Source organism: Saccharothrix sp. NPDC042600 (genome assembly GCF_040647305.1).
Lineage (GTDB): Bacteria > Actinomycetota > Actinomycetes > Mycobacteriales > Pseudonocardiaceae > Actinosynnema > Actinosynnema mutabilis.
This window is the reverse complement of the sequence record NZ_JBEZBW010000074.1, coordinates 25,203-42,056: the sequence shown is the minus strand read 5'-3', so window position 1 is coordinate 42,056 and position 16,854 is coordinate 25,203. Positions and strand designations below refer to the sequence as shown.

At 75.3% G+C, this 16,854-nt stretch carries 15 protein-coding genes and 1 pseudogene; 9 read left to right on the top strand and 7 right to left on the bottom strand.

Going from position 1 to position 16,854, the window contains the following annotated elements; all coding sequences use genetic code 11:
- The 3 genes and pseudogenes from AB0A74_RS31435 to AB0A74_RS31425 all read left to right on the top strand — a co-directional run.
- Window positions 1-1,662, top strand: a pseudogene (locus AB0A74_RS31435) (hypothetical protein); the annotation flags it as partial.
- Window positions 1,601-2,083: a hypothetical protein gene (locus tag AB0A74_RS31430; RefSeq protein WP_358255163.1), complete on the top strand. Its 483-nt coding sequence runs from the start codon at window positions 1,601-1,603 to the stop codon at window positions 2,081-2,083. The pseudogene AB0A74_RS31435 and the gene AB0A74_RS31430, both read left to right, overlap by 62 nt.
- A 5-nt stretch (window positions 2,084-2,088) precedes the next feature.
- A complete protein-coding gene (locus AB0A74_RS31425; protein ID WP_358255162.1) occupies window positions 2,089-2,526 on the top strand; it encodes a hypothetical protein in 438 nt (145 codons plus the stop codon).
- 67 nt (window positions 2,527-2,593) lie between these two features.
- Here AB0A74_RS31425 and AB0A74_RS31420 read toward each other — a convergent pair whose 3' ends face one another.
- Complete coding sequence (locus tag AB0A74_RS31420) at window positions 2,594-2,755, bottom strand: hypothetical protein (protein ID WP_358255160.1); 162 nt, start codon at window positions 2,753-2,755, stop codon at window positions 2,594-2,596.
- Window positions 2,752-3,081: a hypothetical protein gene (locus AB0A74_RS31415; RefSeq protein ID WP_358255158.1), complete on the bottom strand. Its 330-nt coding sequence runs from the start codon at window positions 3,079-3,081 to the stop codon at window positions 2,752-2,754. The genes AB0A74_RS31420 and AB0A74_RS31415 overlap by 4 nt, the downstream gene beginning before the upstream one ends.
- A 171-nt stretch (window positions 3,082-3,252) precedes the next feature.
- Here AB0A74_RS31415 and AB0A74_RS31410 point away from each other — a divergent pair, with 171 nt between their 5' ends.
- Both AB0A74_RS31410 and AB0A74_RS31405 read left to right on the top strand, forming a co-directional pair.
- Entirely contained in the window at window positions 3,253-4,329 is a 1,077-nt protein-coding gene (locus AB0A74_RS31410; protein ID WP_358255156.1) for a YbdK family carboxylate-amine ligase, read from the top strand.
- Window positions 4,326-5,321: an iron-containing redox enzyme family protein gene (locus AB0A74_RS31405; protein ID WP_358255155.1), complete on the top strand. Its 996-nt coding sequence runs from the start codon at window positions 4,326-4,328 to the stop codon at window positions 5,319-5,321. Before AB0A74_RS31410 ends, AB0A74_RS31405 begins: the two co-directional genes overlap by 4 nt.
- Before the next feature lie 100 nt (window positions 5,322-5,421).
- On the opposite strand, the gene AB0A74_RS31400 is transcribed toward AB0A74_RS31405, so the two are convergent.
- The 3 genes from AB0A74_RS31400 to AB0A74_RS31390 all read right to left on the bottom strand — a co-directional run bounded on the left by AB0A74_RS31400 (window position 5,422) and on the right by AB0A74_RS31390 (window position 8,580).
- A complete protein-coding gene (locus tag AB0A74_RS31400; protein WP_358255153.1) occupies window positions 5,422-6,069 on the bottom strand; it encodes a HemK2/MTQ2 family protein methyltransferase in 648 nt (215 codons plus the stop codon).
- 87 nt (window positions 6,070-6,156) lie between these two features.
- Window positions 6,157-7,659, bottom strand: coding sequence for a SpoIIE family protein phosphatase (locus tag AB0A74_RS31395; RefSeq protein ID WP_358255152.1), 1,503 nt, complete (start codon window positions 7,657-7,659; stop codon window positions 6,157-6,159).
- 180 nt (window positions 7,660-7,839) lie between these two features.
- Window positions 7,840-8,580 carry a GAF and ANTAR domain-containing protein gene (locus tag AB0A74_RS31390; RefSeq protein WP_358255151.1) on the bottom strand — a complete coding sequence of 247 codons (741 nt, stop codon included), beginning with the start codon at window positions 8,578-8,580 and terminating at the stop codon, window positions 7,840-7,842.
- A gap of 291 nt (window positions 8,581-8,871) precedes the next feature.
- Here AB0A74_RS31390 and AB0A74_RS31385 point away from each other — a divergent pair, with 291 nt between their 5' ends.
- Entirely contained in the window at window positions 8,872-9,948 is a 1,077-nt protein-coding gene (locus AB0A74_RS31385) for a glycosyltransferase family 4 protein (protein ID WP_358255150.1), read from the top strand.
- 136 nt (window positions 9,949-10,084) lie between these two features.
- Here the strand turns inward: AB0A74_RS31385 and AB0A74_RS31380 are convergent, their stop codons facing one another.
- Together AB0A74_RS31380 and AB0A74_RS31375 are read right to left on the bottom strand one after the other, a co-directional pair.
- The gene (locus AB0A74_RS31380; RefSeq protein ID WP_358255148.1) at window positions 10,085-11,329 is read right to left on the bottom strand and encodes a GAF domain-containing SpoIIE family protein phosphatase; all 1,245 of its coding nucleotides are present in this window, start codon (window positions 11,327-11,329) and stop codon (window positions 10,085-10,087) included.
- Window positions 11,330-11,377: 48 nt separating this feature from the next.
- Window positions 11,378-12,406: a helix-turn-helix domain-containing protein gene (locus AB0A74_RS31375; protein WP_358255146.1), complete on the bottom strand. Its 1,029-nt coding sequence runs from the start codon at window positions 12,404-12,406 to the stop codon at window positions 11,378-11,380.
- 97 nt (window positions 12,407-12,503) lie between these two features.
- Here AB0A74_RS31375 and AB0A74_RS31370 point away from each other — a divergent pair, with 97 nt between their 5' ends.
- Genes AB0A74_RS31370 through AB0A74_RS31360 form a run of 3 tightly spaced genes read left to right on the top strand, consistent with a single transcriptional unit; the run spans window position 12,504 to window position 16,845 of the window.
- Window positions 12,504-13,403, top strand: coding sequence for an alpha/beta hydrolase (locus AB0A74_RS31370; protein ID WP_358255145.1), 900 nt, complete (start codon window positions 12,504-12,506; stop codon window positions 13,401-13,403).
- Window positions 13,400-15,151, top strand: coding sequence for an ABC transporter ATP-binding protein (locus AB0A74_RS31365; RefSeq protein ID WP_358255143.1), 1,752 nt, complete (start codon window positions 13,400-13,402; stop codon window positions 15,149-15,151). Before AB0A74_RS31370 ends, AB0A74_RS31365 begins: the two co-directional genes overlap by 4 nt.
- The gene (locus AB0A74_RS31360) at window positions 15,148-16,845 is read left to right on the top strand and encodes an ABC transporter ATP-binding protein (protein ID WP_358255141.1); all 1,698 of its coding nucleotides are present in this window, start codon (window positions 15,148-15,150) and stop codon (window positions 16,843-16,845) included. The genes AB0A74_RS31365 and AB0A74_RS31360 overlap by 4 nt, the downstream gene beginning before the upstream one ends.
- Window positions 16,846-16,854: the final 9 nt, after the last annotated feature.

Sequence of the window (16,854 nt, the reverse complement as noted above, 5' to 3'; positions counted from 1 at the left end):
CGCCAACCCAAAATCCCACCCAACGGCGAATGGGAAACCCACCACCCCGACGGCACCAAAACCAAAGCAAGCCAAGACGGCTACGTCCCCGGCACCCCAGACCACCACCGCACCAACCACACCGACGCCGACGACGCCCGCGACCGCATGGCCAAGCCGGTCAAGGCCGTCACCGACTCGCCGGACTACGACCGGACCCCGCAGCACCAGACCACCTGGGACCCGCCGCGCCAACCCAACGGCGACCCGTTGCCCGAGGTGGCGCTGGAGGTCCCGCCGGGCACCCGCGTCTCCGACTTCAACGGCGGCGACCCGCTCCAGCCCAACTCGCGGATGGTCGTCACCGACAGCGACGGCAACCCGCGCGGCGTCTTCTACACCGACGCCGACCGCAACATCACCCACGTCGAGACTTCGTTGCCCAACAAGGGTTTCGGCACCGACCCGTACGTCGCGCCGACCAACCCCGACCTGGACAAGCCCGTCCCGGGCGCGGTGTACCGGCTCGACCTCGGCCACAACTTCAACCACGTCTACGAAGCGCCGGTGCCGCACACCCGCGGGCCGTCCGGGCCCGAGCCCGACGCCACCGTGCCGCCGCCGCGCGACCCGGCGGAGCCCGCGCCGGTGCACCCGCCGCAGCGGTTCGACGGGTTCGACTCGGGCAACGCCCCGGCCGCGGTCGACTGGGACCCGCCGGGCAACGCCGACGGCCACTACACGACGGCGGACCCGGTCCGCGACTACGACGTCCGCACCGACGGGCCGTTCTCGCTCAAGGGGCCGCTCGACCGGCACACGCGCTACGACGTGTACGACAAGAACGGCGACTGGCACGGCACGTTCTACACCGACGGGGACGGCAACTTCTCGCACGTGCACACGTGGTCGGGCAACCAGAAGCACGGCTTCAACCCCGAGCTGGGCACCGGCCGGACGTGGAGCGACCAACTGGACGTGCCGCGCCCCAACACCACCTACGCGGTGGGGCCGAAGCACATGGAGAACCACGGCTTCGACCCGCGCGAGCCCCGGCAGCTCTACCGGACCGACGAGCACGGCGACACCATCGCGGCCAGCGGCAGGCCCGACTACCCGCCCGCCGGCACCAGCGCCCCGGCGCACTGGGGGCCGCGGCGCGGCGAGGGCGGCATCGACAACGACGGCAGGCTCCAGACCGACGTCGGTCAGATCGCGACCGGCGGCACGCTCCACAACTCCAACCCCGCCACCCACCTGCCCGGCGAGCTGGACCAGAAGTCCAAGCCGCTCAACGAGCAGAAGTGGTACCGGTTCGCGGGCGGCCACCTCATCTCCTACGAGGCCGGTGGTCCCGGCGAGCGGATCAACCACGTGCCGCAGTGGGCGTACGAGAACAGCAACTGGAAGCTGGACGAGCGCCCGACCAGCGACTCCTGGCGCGCCATGGAGAACGACCTCACCAAGATGGGCCAGCAGAGGGGCGTGAACGTCGACCGGTTCGACGTGTGGGCCGAGCGCCAGACGCCGGACCGGCACACGCCCGACGCCCTGCACGCGAGGTGGACGCTGTCCACGGACAACCCGCCCCTGGTGCGCACCGAAGGAAGGTCTTTCCACAATGTCCCCGAACAGGCCCGACACGCCAACTTCCGCACCCCGCCACCGGCGGGAACCCCGTGAGGAAGGCGAACGGCTGCTGCACCGGGTCGGGCTCGACCTGGTCGCGGCGGCCCCGGCGGGCTGGCACCGCATCGACCTGAAGTACTGGGGCAACGTCCACTACGGACACTCGACGCTGACGGTGCTGCGACCGGGCGGCCAGGCCGTGGCGGTGGACCTGCCGCCGACGGTGGAGCCCGCGCTGCGCGAGCTGCGCGACCTGATGTACGAGCCGGGCGCCGGCACGTGGTTCTCCCTGCGCTACACGCTGGACCCGCCGCAGGAGTACCGGGTGCTGTTCAACTTCGACCGCGACCCGCGCTGGTCGCCGGACCTCCCGGTCGAGGCGTGGGCGAACGACCAGGCCACCTACCCGCGCGACCCGGAGCACGTCCCCGAGTGGCTGCGGGCGCGGCTGTCCGACACGAGTGAGGGATACTGACGCGCATGACCGAACCACTCAGCCTCGAAGCGCAGGGCGAGGTCCTGGCCGGGATCACCGAACGGCTGGTGTTCGACCTGCCCGCGGGGTGGAGCCACCTCCAGCTCGTGTACGCGGCGGTGGGCGAGTACGTCGCGTTCTCCGGCCTGCTGCGCATGGAGAACGGCGGCCTGTACGGGTGGGTCCCGCCGGACGACGACGTGAAGGAGCGGTTCGCCGCGCTGCGCGCCGGCATGGCCCGCCCGGACCGCGGCACGTGGTTCCAGGCGACCCTCCGCCTCGACTACCCGGACCAGTACTCGGTGGACTACAACCGCACCGACCTGCCCGATTTCGGCACCCCGCCGCCGGCCGAGGCCTACGCCCGCGAGCTGGAACTGTTCCCGCGCGCGGAGGAGCACACGCCGGCGTGGCTGCGCGACGGCGCGTCCTCCGGTAGCTGACGGCCGCACCGGCTTCCCGCGCTTCGGCGTCAGGGGCGGAGCGTCGCCCGCTCCGCCCCTGACCGGCTCAGTCGGGCGGCTCGACGGTCCCGGCCTCCTCGGCGGTGTCCTGGGTGGTCGGTGTCTCGCGGGTCACCGCCGGCACCTCGACGTCCAGGTCCTCCAGGCGCGGGGTGCCCGGGGACGGGGGCGGGTCCGGGTTCAGCGGCGCGTCGCCGGGTTCGGTCATGCCGGACGGTTACCCCGCCGCCGCCGGGTTGAAGCCGCTGCGCCGTCCGCCGGGGTCCGGGCCGGGGCCAGTTGGCCCAGCGCGGCGGTCAGCAGGATGCGCGCCTCCAGCAGTTCGCCGTACCGGAGGTGCTCGCACGCGGCGTCCACGCACGCCTGGGCCGCTCCCGGCAGGCCTTCGTCACCCCGGTGGGTGGACTCCAGCGCCTCGACCAGGCGGAGGTGCGCGGCACGCGCGCACGTGGCCGGGTCGTGGGGTGGGCAGGTCTCGCTCAACGCGGTGCGGATCGCGCGGTCCACCGCGTCGACCAGCTCCGCAACGCTCATCGCCGAACTCATCCGCCATCGCCGCCTCGGGCCGCCCGCGGACCCGCGCCGCGGGGCGCACCCGGCGGGTTCCCGGGCCGGTGACCCGCCAATCCCACCCGCTCGGGCGGTCGCGGTTCGTCACGGGCGGGGCGGGGTATCGACCGATCGGGGGACGACCGAAGGAGACCCGTGCTGGACAGACCCGGTTCGACCGTGGGTGTGGAGGAGGAGTTCCTCCTCGTGGACGCCGAGACCCGGCGGCCCGTGCCGTGCGCGGACGACGTGCTGGCCCGGGTGGGCGGCCTGCGCGCCGGGCGGGTGCACGGCGAGCTGCACGCCACGCAGGTCGAGTTCGCCAGTGGCGTGTGCACCACCGCCGGGCAGCTCGCCGACCAGCTCGCCGAGGGCCGGCGCGCGCTCGACCGGGCGGCCCGGGACGTGGGGGTGCTGCTCGTCCCCGCCGGCGCGCCGGTGCTCGGGGCGACCCCGCCGCCGCGCCGCGACCAGGAGCGGTTCCGGCGGATCACCGACCTCTACGGCGGCCAGGTCGCCGACTACCAGTGCTGCGGCTGCCACGTGCACGTCGGCGTGCCGGACCGGGACACCGCCGTGGCCGTGGTGAACCACCTGCGCCCGTGGCTGCCGACGCTGCTGGCCCTGTCGGTGAACTCGCCGTTCGCGCACGGCCGGGACACCGGGTTCGGCAGCTGGCGCATGGTCGAGCAGTCCCGGTTCCCCGGCTCGGGCGTGCCGCCGCGGTTCGCGTCGGCCGACGAGTACGACGCCGCCGTGGCGCGGCTGGTGGACTGCGGGGTGGTGGTGGACGCCGGCATGAGCTTCTGGCTGGCGCGCCTGTCCACCAAGTACCCGACCGTGGAGGTGCGGGCGGCCGACACCGCCGCGTCCGTCGCGGGGGCCGTGGCGCAGGCCGTGCTGACCCGGGCGCTGGTGGACCGGGCGCTGGCCGACCTGGCGGCGGGCCGGGAGGGTCCGGTGCTGGACGACCAGGTGCTGGCCGCCGCCGTGTGGACGGCCGCCCGGTACGGCCTGGACGGTCCGGGCGTCGATCCCCGGCGCGGGGTGCGGGTCCCGGCGACCGACCTGGTCACCGCCCTGGTCCGGCACGTCGGGCTGCCCGACGTGCCGCGGGAGGACGGCGGCGCGCGGTTGCAGCGGCGGGCGGCGGCCGGGGGACCGGTCGCTGTGGTGGACGCCCTCGCGCGGGCGTGCATCGCCGGCGCGCAGGCGGGTAACCCGCCGTCGTGACCCTGGCCTTGGAGATCCCCGTCCTCCCGACCCCGCGCGGGGAGGTGTCCGCCGCGGTGGTGGAGGCGTTGCGCGCCGACCCGCCGGCCGCCGACCTGCCGCTGGAGCGGGCCGCCGCCGCCGACCCGTACGGCGAGGACCTGCACCTCGCCCTGCACGTCCTCTACGAGCTGCACTACCGGGGCTGGCGGGACGTCTCGCCCGAGCGGGAGTGGGAGCCGGAGCTGCTGCGGCTGCGCGCCGAGCTGGAACGGGTGTTCCGCGCCGCGCTGGAGGCCGACCTGGCCGACCGGGTGGACCTCGCCGACGCCTTGGACGACCTGCTGGTGGAACCGGTGGACGGCGCGGGCGTCAGCCACTTCCTGCGCGACCGCGGCGAGTGGTGGCACATGCGCGAGTACCTCGTGCACCGGTCGGTCTACCACCTCAAGGAGGCCGACCCGCACGCGTGGGTGATCCCGCGCCTGTCCGGCAAGGCCAAAGCGGCCCTGGTGGCCGTGGAGTTCGACGAGTTCGGCGGCGGGCGCGGCGACCGGATGCACTCCCAGCTCTACGCCCGGCTGCTCGCCGGCGCGGGCCTGGCCACCGGCTACCTGCACTACCTGGAGCACGTCCCCGCGCCGATGCTGGCCGCGGTCAACCTGATGTCGTTGTGCGGCCTGCACCAGGGGCTGCGCGGTGCGCTGGTGGGCCACTTCGCCGCCGCCGAGATCACCACCGCGCCCAGCGCCGCCCGCCTGGCCAAGGCGCTGACCCGGATGAACGCCCACCCCGACTGCGTCGAGTTCTTCACCGAGCACATCGAGGCCGACGCGGTGCACGAGCAGGTGATGCGGCACGACGTGGTGGGCGACCTGGTGGCGCGGGAACCGGCGCTGGCCGGGTCGGTCGTGTTCGGCATCCGGGCCACCGAGCTGCTGGAGCAGCGCCTGGCCGACCACCTGCTGGGCGCGTGGGACGCCGGGCACAGCTCGCTGCTGCGCCCCCTGTGACGTGGTCCGGCCCGGGTGAGGGTGCGGGGCCGGGTGGACGTGGTGCGGGGCCGGGTGACGTGGTGCGGGGCCGGGTCCGCGCGGTGCGGACCCGGCGCTCTCACGCCGCGTCCGCCCGCACCACCACGAGTTCCTCCTGGTCCCGCCCGGGTTCGACGAAACCGTTGGCGCGCAACCACTCCGCCCGCCCGCGCAGCACCGGCCCGAACGGGACCACCCGCCGCGCCACCACCGCCGCCTTCAGCCCGCCGCCGCGCAACTGGTGCAGCGTCCGGTCCTCATCGGCCAGTGCGGAGTGGACGATGAACGCCATCCCCTTGTCCGCCAGCAACAACGGCAGCACCGCGCACAGCCGGTCCAGCACCGACCGCCCGTCCGGCCCGGCGTCCCAGGCGATCGCCCGGCCGCGCTCGGGCGTCCGCGGCGCGGGGACGTAGGGCGGGTTGGCCAGCACCACGTCGTACGTGCCGGCGCCCACCAGGTCGCCGAAGTCGCCGCGCCGCACGCGGATCGGCACGCCGCGGACCCGCGCGTTGCACCACGCCGCGAGCACCGCCCGCCTGCTGCGGTCCACGGCCGTCACCTCGGCCGCCCCCGCGAGTCCTGCCAGGACGCCCAGCACCCCGGTGCCGGTGCAGACGTCCAGCACCCGTGCCCCCTCGGGCACGCCGGCGACGGAAAGGGCCTCCGCCGCCAGCCACGTGTCCTCCTGCGGGCGGTACACCCCAGGCGGTCTCCACAGCCACATGGACGGAAGGTTCCCCACCCCGTCCGCCCGAAACGGACTCGTCGGCGGCGGACCCGACCCGGTGACCGGCAGGTCCACTGTGGACGATCACGGGAGGATGCGGTCCGGGTGGGCCCAGCGGGCGAGCAGGACGGTCGCGTCGTCGCGCAGCGCGCCGCCCTGGTGCGCCAGCACGGCCTTGACCAGCCGGCGGGCGGTCTCCGGGGGCGGGTTGCCGGCGGCGGCCTCGCGGCGCAGGAAGTCCACCAGGCGCGGCTCGCCGAACGGGGCGCCGCCGGCGTCGCTCGCCCCGGTGACGCCGTCGGTGTAGAGCACCAGCCAGTCGTCGGGTTGCAGCACCTCCTCGCCCACGGTCACCTCGTCCAGCCCGCGCCCGAGCGGGCGGCAACCGCCCCCGGCCAGCGGGAGGCCACCCTGCCCGCCGCGCAGCAGCAGGGGGCGGGGGTGGCCCGCGTTGAGGTAGCTCAGCCGACCGGTGACCAGGTCCAGCTCGGCCAGGACGGCGGTGGCCGAGACGTCGCCGTCGAACTGGCGGCGCAGCGTCTCGTCCATCGCGCGCGCCTGCTCGACCAGCCCCAGGCCCGCGTGGCGGGCGCTGCGGTGCGCGGACAGGGCGGCGGCGGCGACCAGGCCGCTGCGCACGTCCCGGCCGTCGGCGTCGAGCACGACCAGGGTGGCGGTGGTCTCGGACAGGGCGTAGTCGAACGCGTCGCCGCTCACGCTGTGCCGGGGCTCCAGCACGCCGGAGACGACGAAGCTGTCCACGCCCGCGGTCAGCGGCGGCAGCAGGGACCAGATCAGTTCGGCGTCGACCGTGCGCTTCTCGGGCCGCCGCGTGCGGTCCACGCCGTCGCCGTACTGGGACAGCAGGGTGACCAGGTGGCCCAGCAGCATCGACAGCCACCGGCACTGGGTGCGCAGGCCCGGGTCGTGCAGGTCCGCCACGTCGTCGACCTCGACCTCCAGCACGCCCAGCCGCTCCGCGCCGTCCACCAGCGGCACCCACAGCCGGGGCGCGCCCGGCCCCTCCGCAGGGAAGATCCGCACTTGCTGGTAAGCGCGGCCGGCCAGGGTGGTGTCCACCTCCAGCGCCTCGGCGGGGCCGGTCGGCCCGCCCGGGAAGGCCATCGGGCGCAGCAGGCGCTGCTCGTAGTCGACCAGGTGGACGGTGATGGTCACGCCGAGGGCCTTGGCGGCGGCCCCCGCGACGGCGGGCAGCCGGTCCGGCGGGGCCAGTTCGCCGCCCTCCAGCAGCCTGACCAGGGCGGCGAAGGGCTCGCTGCGCGGTGTGCTGTCGCGGTAGGGGCGGCTGTAGCCGGCGCGGTGGGACCAGGCCAGCTCGTCCAGGCGCTCGTTGACCGCGTGGGCGAGCACGTCGCGCTCCAGCGGGGCCAGGCCGCCCAGGCCGTGCACGTAGGCGTCCACGTCGAGGAAACCGGCCTCGCCGCCCAGCCCGAAGTACCGCAGCCACAGCTCCTCGGTGGACAACTCGGCGCGCTGCCACGCCTGGACGAGGCTGCGTTGCTGTTCGGCGGCGCGGTCGGCGGCGTGGTCCGGGGGTCGCCCGTGAGCGGCGTGGTCTTCGTTCATGGTGCGATCACCGTTCGGCACGGTCGGCGAGGACCGCGGGCCGCCTGCGGCCCGCTCGTCGGCCGGGGGCGGGGCCGGTGGTCGGGACGTCGGGGAACATCTGCCGCACCACTCCCTCCGCCTCCGCTGTACCCCACCGGCTTACCCCCGAGATCGCTTCCTCAACCGTGGCGGAGGTGATCAGCGGTCCTCACCCGGTCGGGTCGGGAGTTCACCGGTCCGGGTGAGCTGCTCGGCGATGTCCCGCAGCTTGGAGTTGGTGAGCTGGCTGGCCCGCGCGAGCACGGCGAACGCCTGGTCGGCGGTGAGCTTGTGCCGCTCCATCAGGATGCCCTTGGCCTGCCCAATCAGGTCGCGGGTGCGCACCGCCTCGCCCAGGTGCTCGCGTTGCTGGGCGGTGGCCAGGGCGATGGCCGAGTGGCCGGCGAACAGGCTGCCGACGTGCTCGGACTCGTCGTCGAACGCGTGGTCGCGCGCGGCGTAGAGGTTGAGCGCGCCGAGGTCGTCGTCCTGGACGAACAGCTGGAACGACAGCATGGACCCCACGTCCAGGCGCGCCGCCCGCGTCGCGAACGCGGGCCACCGGGGCTCGTGGGCCAGGTCGGGCACCGAGACGACCTTCTCCTGGTAGAGGGCCGCCAGGCACGGGCCCTGCCCGGTGTCGTACTGGACCTGGTCGACGTCGTGGGGCAGTTCGCCGGTCGCGGCGACGGTCCGCACCTCCCGTCGGCCCAGCACCGTCATGATCCCGGCGTGCTCGGCGCCCGGGACGGTGCCCACGGCCGCGCGCACGATGGCGTCCATCGTGTCCTGCTCGCCGCCCTGTCGTTGCAGGAGCCGGGCGATGGAGGTCAGGTGGGTCGCCAGGTCGGCGCCGTCGGTGCGCAGCGGCCCGGTCCCGGGTGGGATGTCGTCGGCCATGAGTCGCCTTCCGTCCGTGGTTCGGCGGGCGTTCGCGCGTACGCCACGTGGTTACCCGTGCGCGGCGCTCCAACCACGTCGTCCGGTGCGGACACTCTGAGTGGCGGACCCGCCCGGGCCTGGGTACGGTCGGTGACCAAGGGTTGAACAGACAGCCTGTCGAACGACCGCGGACGGCCGGGGGCCGAGCGTCGCGGACGGTTCGCCGCAGGGTGTCCTCCTCCTGCCGACCACCGCCGTCCCGCCGTCCCGCCGCCCGCGGTCGCCGAAGCGAGACCGGGGTGGAACACCGTGCGCATCGCTGTCGTGGCCCTGCGGACCGGCTTGACGGGCCAGTCGGCTGCTCTGACCGAAGGCCTGTCCCGCCTGGGCCACCGGGTCGTGGTCCACTCGGACGCGCCGTCGCGCCCCGGGTGCGTGCGGACGCCGACCGACCTGGACGAGTGCGTCCGCGTGCTGGAGCGGCACTGGTCGGAGGACCCGCCGGACGTGGTGCACGCCCACGAGTGGACGTCGGGGGTCGCGGCCCTGCTGGCGGTGCGCGGGCGGGCCGTCCCGGTGGTGCAGAGCTGCCACGACCTGGGCGTCCGGCTGCGGCGCACCGGGGTGGCCGTGCACCCCAAGCGGGTGGCGTTCGAACGCATGGTGGTCCGGCAGGCGGCGCACGTGCTGGCCCACGGCCGCGTGGACCCGGGGGACCTGCTGCGCATGGGCGTGCCCCGACCGAACCTGACCAGCATCCCCGACATGGTCGACGTGGACCGCTTCACCCCCGACGGCCCTCGCGACACCCGCCGCCTTCGGCACCGCCTGGTCTCGGTCGGCCGCCTCGGTCCGACGTCGGGCCTGGACGAGGTGATCGGCGCGCTGTCCGCGGTGCCCGACGCCGAGCTGGTGGTGGTCGGCGGCCGTGCCCCGGGCGCCGGCGCGGAGGTGCACCGGCTCGCCACGCTCGCCCACGACCACGGCGTGCGCTCCCGGGTCCGCCTGGCCACCGACCTGCCGGAGCAGGCCCTGCCCCGCCTGCTGCGCTCGGCGGACCTGCTGGTCGGCACCGCCGCGGGCCCGGGCGTGCTGGAGGCGATGGCGTGCGGCGTGCCGGTCGTGGCCCCGGCCGCGAGCACGGCGGCGGACCTGGTGGTGGACGGCGTGACCGGCGTGGTCGTGCCGGGCGACGACCGCCCCACCCTGGTCCGCACGCTGCGCCGCCTGCTGGGCAGCCCGGCGCTGCGCGACGCCTACGGCACAGCCGGCGCGGACCGCGCCCGAACCTGCTACAGCCCCACCTGCGTGGCGGAGAAGACCACCCGCGTCTACACCACGGTCACCGGCGACCGCCCGGCCTTCGCCCCGCTGGGGGCGCGTTAGCGGAGGCGGACCAGGGGGCGGGTCCGCGCGCCGGGGTCGAGCGGGTCGTGGTGTCGGGGCCGGATCTGCCGCACGCCGCGAAGCCACCGCCCCGGCCCGCCGCCTTGGGCCTGTCCCAGCACGGTCGGCGAATCCGTTACAGCAGGCCGCCCGCCGCCGCGCCGGGTGGCTGGGGCGGGGTGTGGCGGACGGTCAGCAGGGCGATGTCGTCGGTGGCCGGGTGGTCGCCCACCAGGTTGGCCATGATGCGGGCGCACGCCAGTTCCGGCGCGGTCGGGACGACGGACTGGCGCAGCAGTTCCAGGCGGGTGTCCAGGTCGGTGTCGCGGCGTTCCACCAGGCCGTCGGTGTAGAGGGCGACCAGCGCGCCGGCCGGCAGTTCGACGCTGGTGGTGTGGCGGCCGGTCACGGCCAGGTGGTAGCCGATCGGCGGGTCCACCGGGGCGTCGAGGAAGCGCGGCTGTTCGCCCGGCACGGCCAGCGCCGGCGGCAGGTGGCCGGCCAGGGACAGGTCCATCCGGCCGGTCTCGGTGTGGATCACCGCGTAGCCGACCGTGGCCATGCTGTGGTGCTCGAAGTGGGCGGCCTTGCGGTCCAGGCGGCCGAGCACCTGCGCCGGGTCCTCGAACTCCAGGGCGTAGGCGCGCAAGGCGCTGCGCAGCCGGCCCATCACGATCGCGGCGGGCAGGCCGCTGCCGACCACGTCCCCGATGACCAGGCCGGTCCGCCCGCCGGGCAGTTGGAACACGTCGTACCAGTCGCCGCCGACCCCGCTGTCCGCGCCGGGCACGTACCGCGCCGCCATGCCCCAGCCCTCGGTCGCCGGCAGGCGGGTGGGCAGCAGGCTGTCCTGGAGCACGGCGGCGGCGGCCTGCTCCGAGCGCGACCGGTGCGCGTACACCCCGACCGCGAGCCGGTCGGCGACCAGTTGGAGCAGGTCCACCTCGTCCTCGGTGAACAGCCGGTCGGTGGTGCTGCCGATGTGCAGGACCCCGACCAGGTGGTCCTCGGCGATCATCGGCACGCCGAGCAGGACCTGCAGCCCCCGCTTCCACAGCAGCGGGTTGACCACGGTGGACTCGTCCACCTTCGAGATCTGCACCGGTTCGCGCAGCTGGGCCACGCGCCCGGCGAACCCCATCCCGACCGACACCCGGACCCCTTGGAAGACCTCTTCCTCCAGGCCGACGGTGGCCCGCGCGACCAGGTGCGAGCCGCCGGGGTCGGTCAGCAGCGCGGTGACGGTGTCCACGGCGAGCAGTTCGCGGACCTTGGCCAGCAGCACGTCGAACAGCTTGTCCAGGTCCAGTTCCCGCAACGCGCTGTCGGTGATCGCCTCCAGGACGCGCAGCCGCATCTCCGACCTCCGGCCGACGTCCATCCGCGACTCCGTCCACGTCCCCGCTCGTGCGTTCCTTGACGATACTTTCTACTCGTCCAGCAGGCGGCGAAGGGCCAAGGCCAGCCGGGCGCGGGTCAGACCGGTCGGCGTGGTCAGGTCCGCGCCGAAGGTCCGGCCGATCTGCTCCACGCGCCGGGCCACGCTGGTGTGGTGCAGGTGCAGCAGGTCCGCGGCACGGCGCAGTGACGCGGTGGTGCAGTAGGCGTCCAGGGTCGCCAGGTCGTCGTCGGTCAGGTCGGCCAACCTCGTCACGTCGGGGTTGGCGCGGACGGCGTCGGGCGGGATGCGGGTCAACAGGGCCAGCGCGCCCAGGTCGTCGTGGTGGACGACCGGCTGCCGGGCGGTGGTGAAGCGCAGGGCGGTCCGGGCCTGGTGCCAGGAGGTCGCCGGGCACGTCGTGGCCCCCAGCCCGGCGCGGACGCCCGGCGGGAACCCGGCCGGGTCCAGCGTGGTCGCGAGGATCGCGCCGACCCCGCCGACCGGCGCGGCCTTCACCGGACGGGTCGGGCACAGGCGGGCGGCGATCCGGTCCAGCGGCTCGGGGGAGCGGACGGCGGCGACCCGGACCGGCGCGTCGGCCGGGAAGCCGAGCAGCCGCAGGGCCCGGTCGCGGGCCGGCTCGTCGGTGTCCGGGCTGATCACCAGCTCCACCAGCGCGGGGTCGGCCATGGTGGTGCGCGCCGGGCCGTAGCGCTCGACCACCGCCGCCGCGGCGATCGCCAGCCGGTCCAGCACCACGTCGTCCAACGGGCTGGGTGGGCCGGCCCGTTCCAGCCACACCGTGCCGATCTCCTCCCCGTCCAGCGTGACGGGGGCGGTCGAGGACGCCGGGGCCGCCGGGGTGGTCGCCGGGGTGCCGTCGGGGGCGAACCGGGTGGTGGCGCCGGTGCCGTGCAGGCGGAAACCGGTCACGCACTCGGCGAGGTTGGCCGACGCGCGCGCCAACGCCGGCAGGTCAACCCGGCGGCGCATGAGGGTGTCGTAGAACATCACCACCCGCAGAGCGCCCTCCACGTGCGTGTCCAATTGCGACAACCGCTGAGCCAGGGCCTCCATGCCGCCAGGATAGGCGCACCGAACGGTGCGTGATCACGGCCGCACGCGCGACGGGTGGCGGATGATCATCCGCGCGTCCGTCGTGAGGATGGACGGCATGGATCCCGAGTTGGAAGCCTTCGTCCCGCTGTTCCCGCGCACCGACCCGGCCGACCCGGTCGCCGGGCGGGCGAAGTTCGCCGGGTTGGCCACCTCGGTCGCCGCGCCGGACCTCGCGGACATGGAGGTCGAGGACCGCGCCGTGCCCGCCGACCCGGACGTGCCGGTGCGCGTCTACCGCCCCCGCCTGGCCCAGGGCGCGGTCGTGTGGCTGCACGGCGGCGGCTGGGTCATGGGCGACGTGGACACCGAGCACCCGTGGGCCGCGCGGATCGCGCAGCAGTCGGGGGCGGTGGTCGTGTCGGTCGGGTACCGGCTGGCGCCGGAGAACCCGTTCCCCGCCGCCCTGGACGACGTGTGGGCCGTGCTGCACTGGGTGGTCGAGCACGCCGCGGACCTGGGCGTGGACCCGGCGCGGATCGCGGTCGGCGGGCACAGCGCCGGCGGCGGGCTCGCGGCGGCCGTGGCGTTGCGGGCCCGCGACGAGGGCGGCCCGCGGATCTGCTTCCAGCTGCTCAACCAGCCCGGCCTGGACGACCGGCAGGAGTCGTGGTCGGCGCGCAACTTCACCGCCACGCCGTGGATGGACCGCTCCAAGGTCGCCGCCGCGTGGCGGCACTACCTGGGCGGCGCGCCGGCCACGCCGTACGCGGCCCCGGCACGGGCGGCGGACCTGTCCGGCCTGCCGCCCGCGTACATCGCGTCGGCGGAGTTCTGCCCCAACCGCGACGAGGACATCGCCTACGCGGTCCGGTTGCTGGAAGCGGGCGTGTCGGTCGAGCTGCACCAGTGGCCGGGGACGTTCCACGGGTCGCAGGCGATCCTGTCGGCCGAGGTGTCCCAGCGCCAGATCGCCGAGCTGGGCGCGGCCCTGCGTCGCGGGCTGGCCGCCCGATGAGCACCGCGCACCCGGTGGACCGGCCGGGTCTGGGCGCGTTGCTGCGGCCGTTCGCGGGCACGTTCAGCCTGGTCGCGCTCTTCCAGGTGATCGGGGCCGTCGCCGGGTTGGCGCCGCTGCTCGCGGTGGTCGAGCTGGGGCGGCTGCTGCTGCGGCCCGGCCCGCCCGACCCCGACGGGGTGTGGTTCGCGGTCGTCGCGGGCGCGGTCGGGTTGTTCGTGCGGCTGGTGTTCACCGCCGCCTCCGCCGGCGCCGGGCACCTGCTCGACGGCCGCGTCCAGCTCTCGTTCCGCCGCCGATTGGCCGACCGGCTGGGCCGGGTGCCCGTCGGGTGGCTCTCCGGGCGGCGCACCGGCGAGCTGGCCAAGGTCGTGGGCGACGACGTGAGCGCCGTGCACCCGTTCATCGCCCACACGCCCGGCGACCTGGTGTCGGCGTTCGTGGTGCCGCTGGTGTCGCTGGTCTACCTGTTCACCGTGGACTGGCGGCTGACGCTGGTCACCCTCGGTCCGGTGCTGCTGGCGATCGCGCTGGTGCCGCTGATGATGACCCCGGCCCGGCAGCGCGAGCAGGCCGAGTTCGACGGCGCGATGGGCCGGATCTCCGACTCGGTCGTGGAGTTCGTGCGCGGCATCGCGGTGGTCAAGGCGTTCGGCGGGGCCGGGCGGGCGCACCGCCGGTTCCGGACCGCCGCGGACGAGTTCGTCACCACGTTCAGCCGCTGGGTGCGCGGGGTGTCGCCGATCGCCGCGGGCATGCAGTTGGCGCTGTCGCCGCCGTTCGTGCTGCTGGTGGTGCTGACCGGCGGCGCGGTGCGGGTCGGCGACGGCGGCCTCGCCCCGGCCGACCTGCTGCCGTTCCTGCTGCTCGGGCTCGGGCTGACCGCGCCCGTCGCCGCCCTCGGGCACGGGTTCGACGACCTGCAGGCCGCGCACCGGGCGGTCGGGCGCATCCGGGACGTGCTGGCCGTGCCGCCGCTGCCCGAACCGGCCAACCCGGTCTCGCCGCGGGGCCACCGGGTGGAGCTGCGCGGGGTCCGGTTCGGCTACGACGACGGGCGCGAGGTGCTGCGCGGGATCGACCTGGTGCTGGAACCGGGCACGGTCACCGCGCTGGTCGGGCCGTCGGGCAGTGGCAAGTCCACGCTGGTCCGGCTGCTGCCGCGGTTCTTCGACCCGACCGGCGGCGCGGTCACCCTCGGCGGGGTGGACCTGCGCGACCTGGCCGACGCCGACCGCAACCGCCTGGTGTCGTTCGTGTTCCAGGACGTCCAGCTCCTGCGCGCGTCGATCGCGGACAACATCGCGCTGGCCGTGCCGCACGCCGACCGCGAGGCCGTGGTCCGCGCCGCCCGCCGGGCCGGCATCCACGACCGGGTGGCGGACCTGCCGCGCGGCTACGACTCGGTGATCGGCGAGGACGCGGGCCTGTCCGGCGGCGAGGCGCAACGCCTCGCGCTGGCCCGCGCCCTGCTCGCCGACGCGCCGGTCCTGGTGCTCGACGAGGCCACCGCGTTCGCCGACCCGCGCACCGAGCGGGCCGTGCGCCGGACGCTGGCCGACCTGCGGGGCGAGAAGACGGTGCTGGTCATCGCCCACCGGCTGGAGACCGTCGCCGACGCGGACACCGTGGTGGTGCTGGAGGACGGGTCGGTGGTCGAGCGCGGCACGCCGCGGGAGCTGGTGGCGCGGGACGGGAAGTTCGCGGAGTTCTGGCACGCGCAGCGGGCCGCGGGGGGAGAGCGATGATCAGGGTGTTGCTGCGGGTGCTCGGGCACGAGTACGCCGGACCGATGCGCCGCACGGTGGCGCTGATGACCGCGACCGCCGTGGTCGAGGGCCTGTCGTACGGGTTGCTGTTCCCGGTGCTGCGGGCGCTGTTGGGCGGCGGGGACGCGCGGCCGTGGCTGCTCGGGTTCGCCGCCGCGGTCGCGGGGTACGCGGTGCTGCGCTACCTCAGCGACCTCGCCGGGTTCCGGGTCGGGACCTCCGTCCTGCACGCCGTCTACCGCAGGTTGGGCGACCACCTGGCCCGGCTGCCCATCGGCTGGTACACGCCGGGGCGGGTCGGTGAGGTGTCCGTGCTGGCCGGGCGGGGCGTGTTGCAGGCGATGAGCGTGTCGGCGCACTTCCTCGCGCCGTTCGTCTCCGCCTGCGTGACGCCGTTGACGGTCGTGGGCGTGATGCTGGTGGTGGACTGGCGGCTGGGGCTCGCGGCGCTGGCCGCCGTGCCGGTGGTGGCCGCGGTCCAGGTGTGGACGGCGCGGCGCGGCGTCGCCGCCGACGCCGAACGCGCGGCCCGCGACCACGCCGCCGCCGCGCGGGTCGTGGAGTACCTCCAGGCCCAGCCGGTGCTGCGGGCCGGTGGCCGGACCGGTGAGCGGTTCCGCCTGCTGGACGACTCGCTGCGCGGCCTGGACGCGGCGTCCCGCCGGTCGGCGCTGGCGGCGCTGCCCGGGGTGATCGGGTCGGCGCTGACCGTCCAGGCGGTGTTCACCGGCTTGGCGGCGCTGGGCGCGTACCTCGCGTTGGGCGGGCGGATCGGGGCGGCGGAGCTGCTGGCGACGCTCGTGCTGGCGGCCCGGTGCGCGGACCCGTTGCTGGCGCTGTCGGAGGTCGGCGGGGCGCTGCGGGCGGCGTTCGCCGAGCTGGGCAGGCTGGACGAGGTGTTCAGCACCCGACCGCTGCCCACCGCGCCGCGACCGGTGGTGCCGCGCCGCCACGACATCGCTTTCGAGGACGTCACCTTCCGCCACGGCGAGCGGACGGTGGTCGAGGGGCTGTCGTTGTCGGTGCCGGAGGGCGGGCGGCTGGCGGTCGTCGGCCCGTCCGGGGCGGGCAAGAGCACGCTGCTGCACCTGCTGGCTCGGTTCCACGACGTGGCCGCGGGGGCGGTGCGCGTGGGCGGGGTGGACGTGCGGGCGATCGACCCGGAGGTGCTGATGGGCAAGGTCGCGATCGTCTTCCAGGACGTCTACCTGTTCGACGGCACCATCGAGGACAACGTCCGGCTGGGCCGTCCCGACGCCACCGAGGCGGAGGTCCGCGCGGCGGCGAAGGCGGCCCGGCTGGACGAGGTGGTGGACCGGTTGCCCGGCGGGTGGTCGGCGAACGTCGGCGAGGGCGGCGCGCTGCTGTCCGGCGGCGAACGCCAACGCGTGTCCATCGCCCGCGCGTTGCTGAAGGACGCGCCGATCGTCCTGCTCGACGAGGTGACCTCGGCGCTGGACCCGGTCAACGAGGCGGCCGTGCACGAGGGCGTCGAACGCCTGGCGGCGGGCCGGACGGTGGTCGTGGTCGCCCACCGCCTGCGCACCGTGCGGCGGGCGGACCGGATCGTGTTCCTCGACGGCGGCCGGGTGGTCGAGGAGGGGACGCACGACGAGTTGGTGGGCCGGGGCGGCCGGTACGCCGACTTCTGGGCCCTGTCCACGGTCGGTTGATCCGGGAGG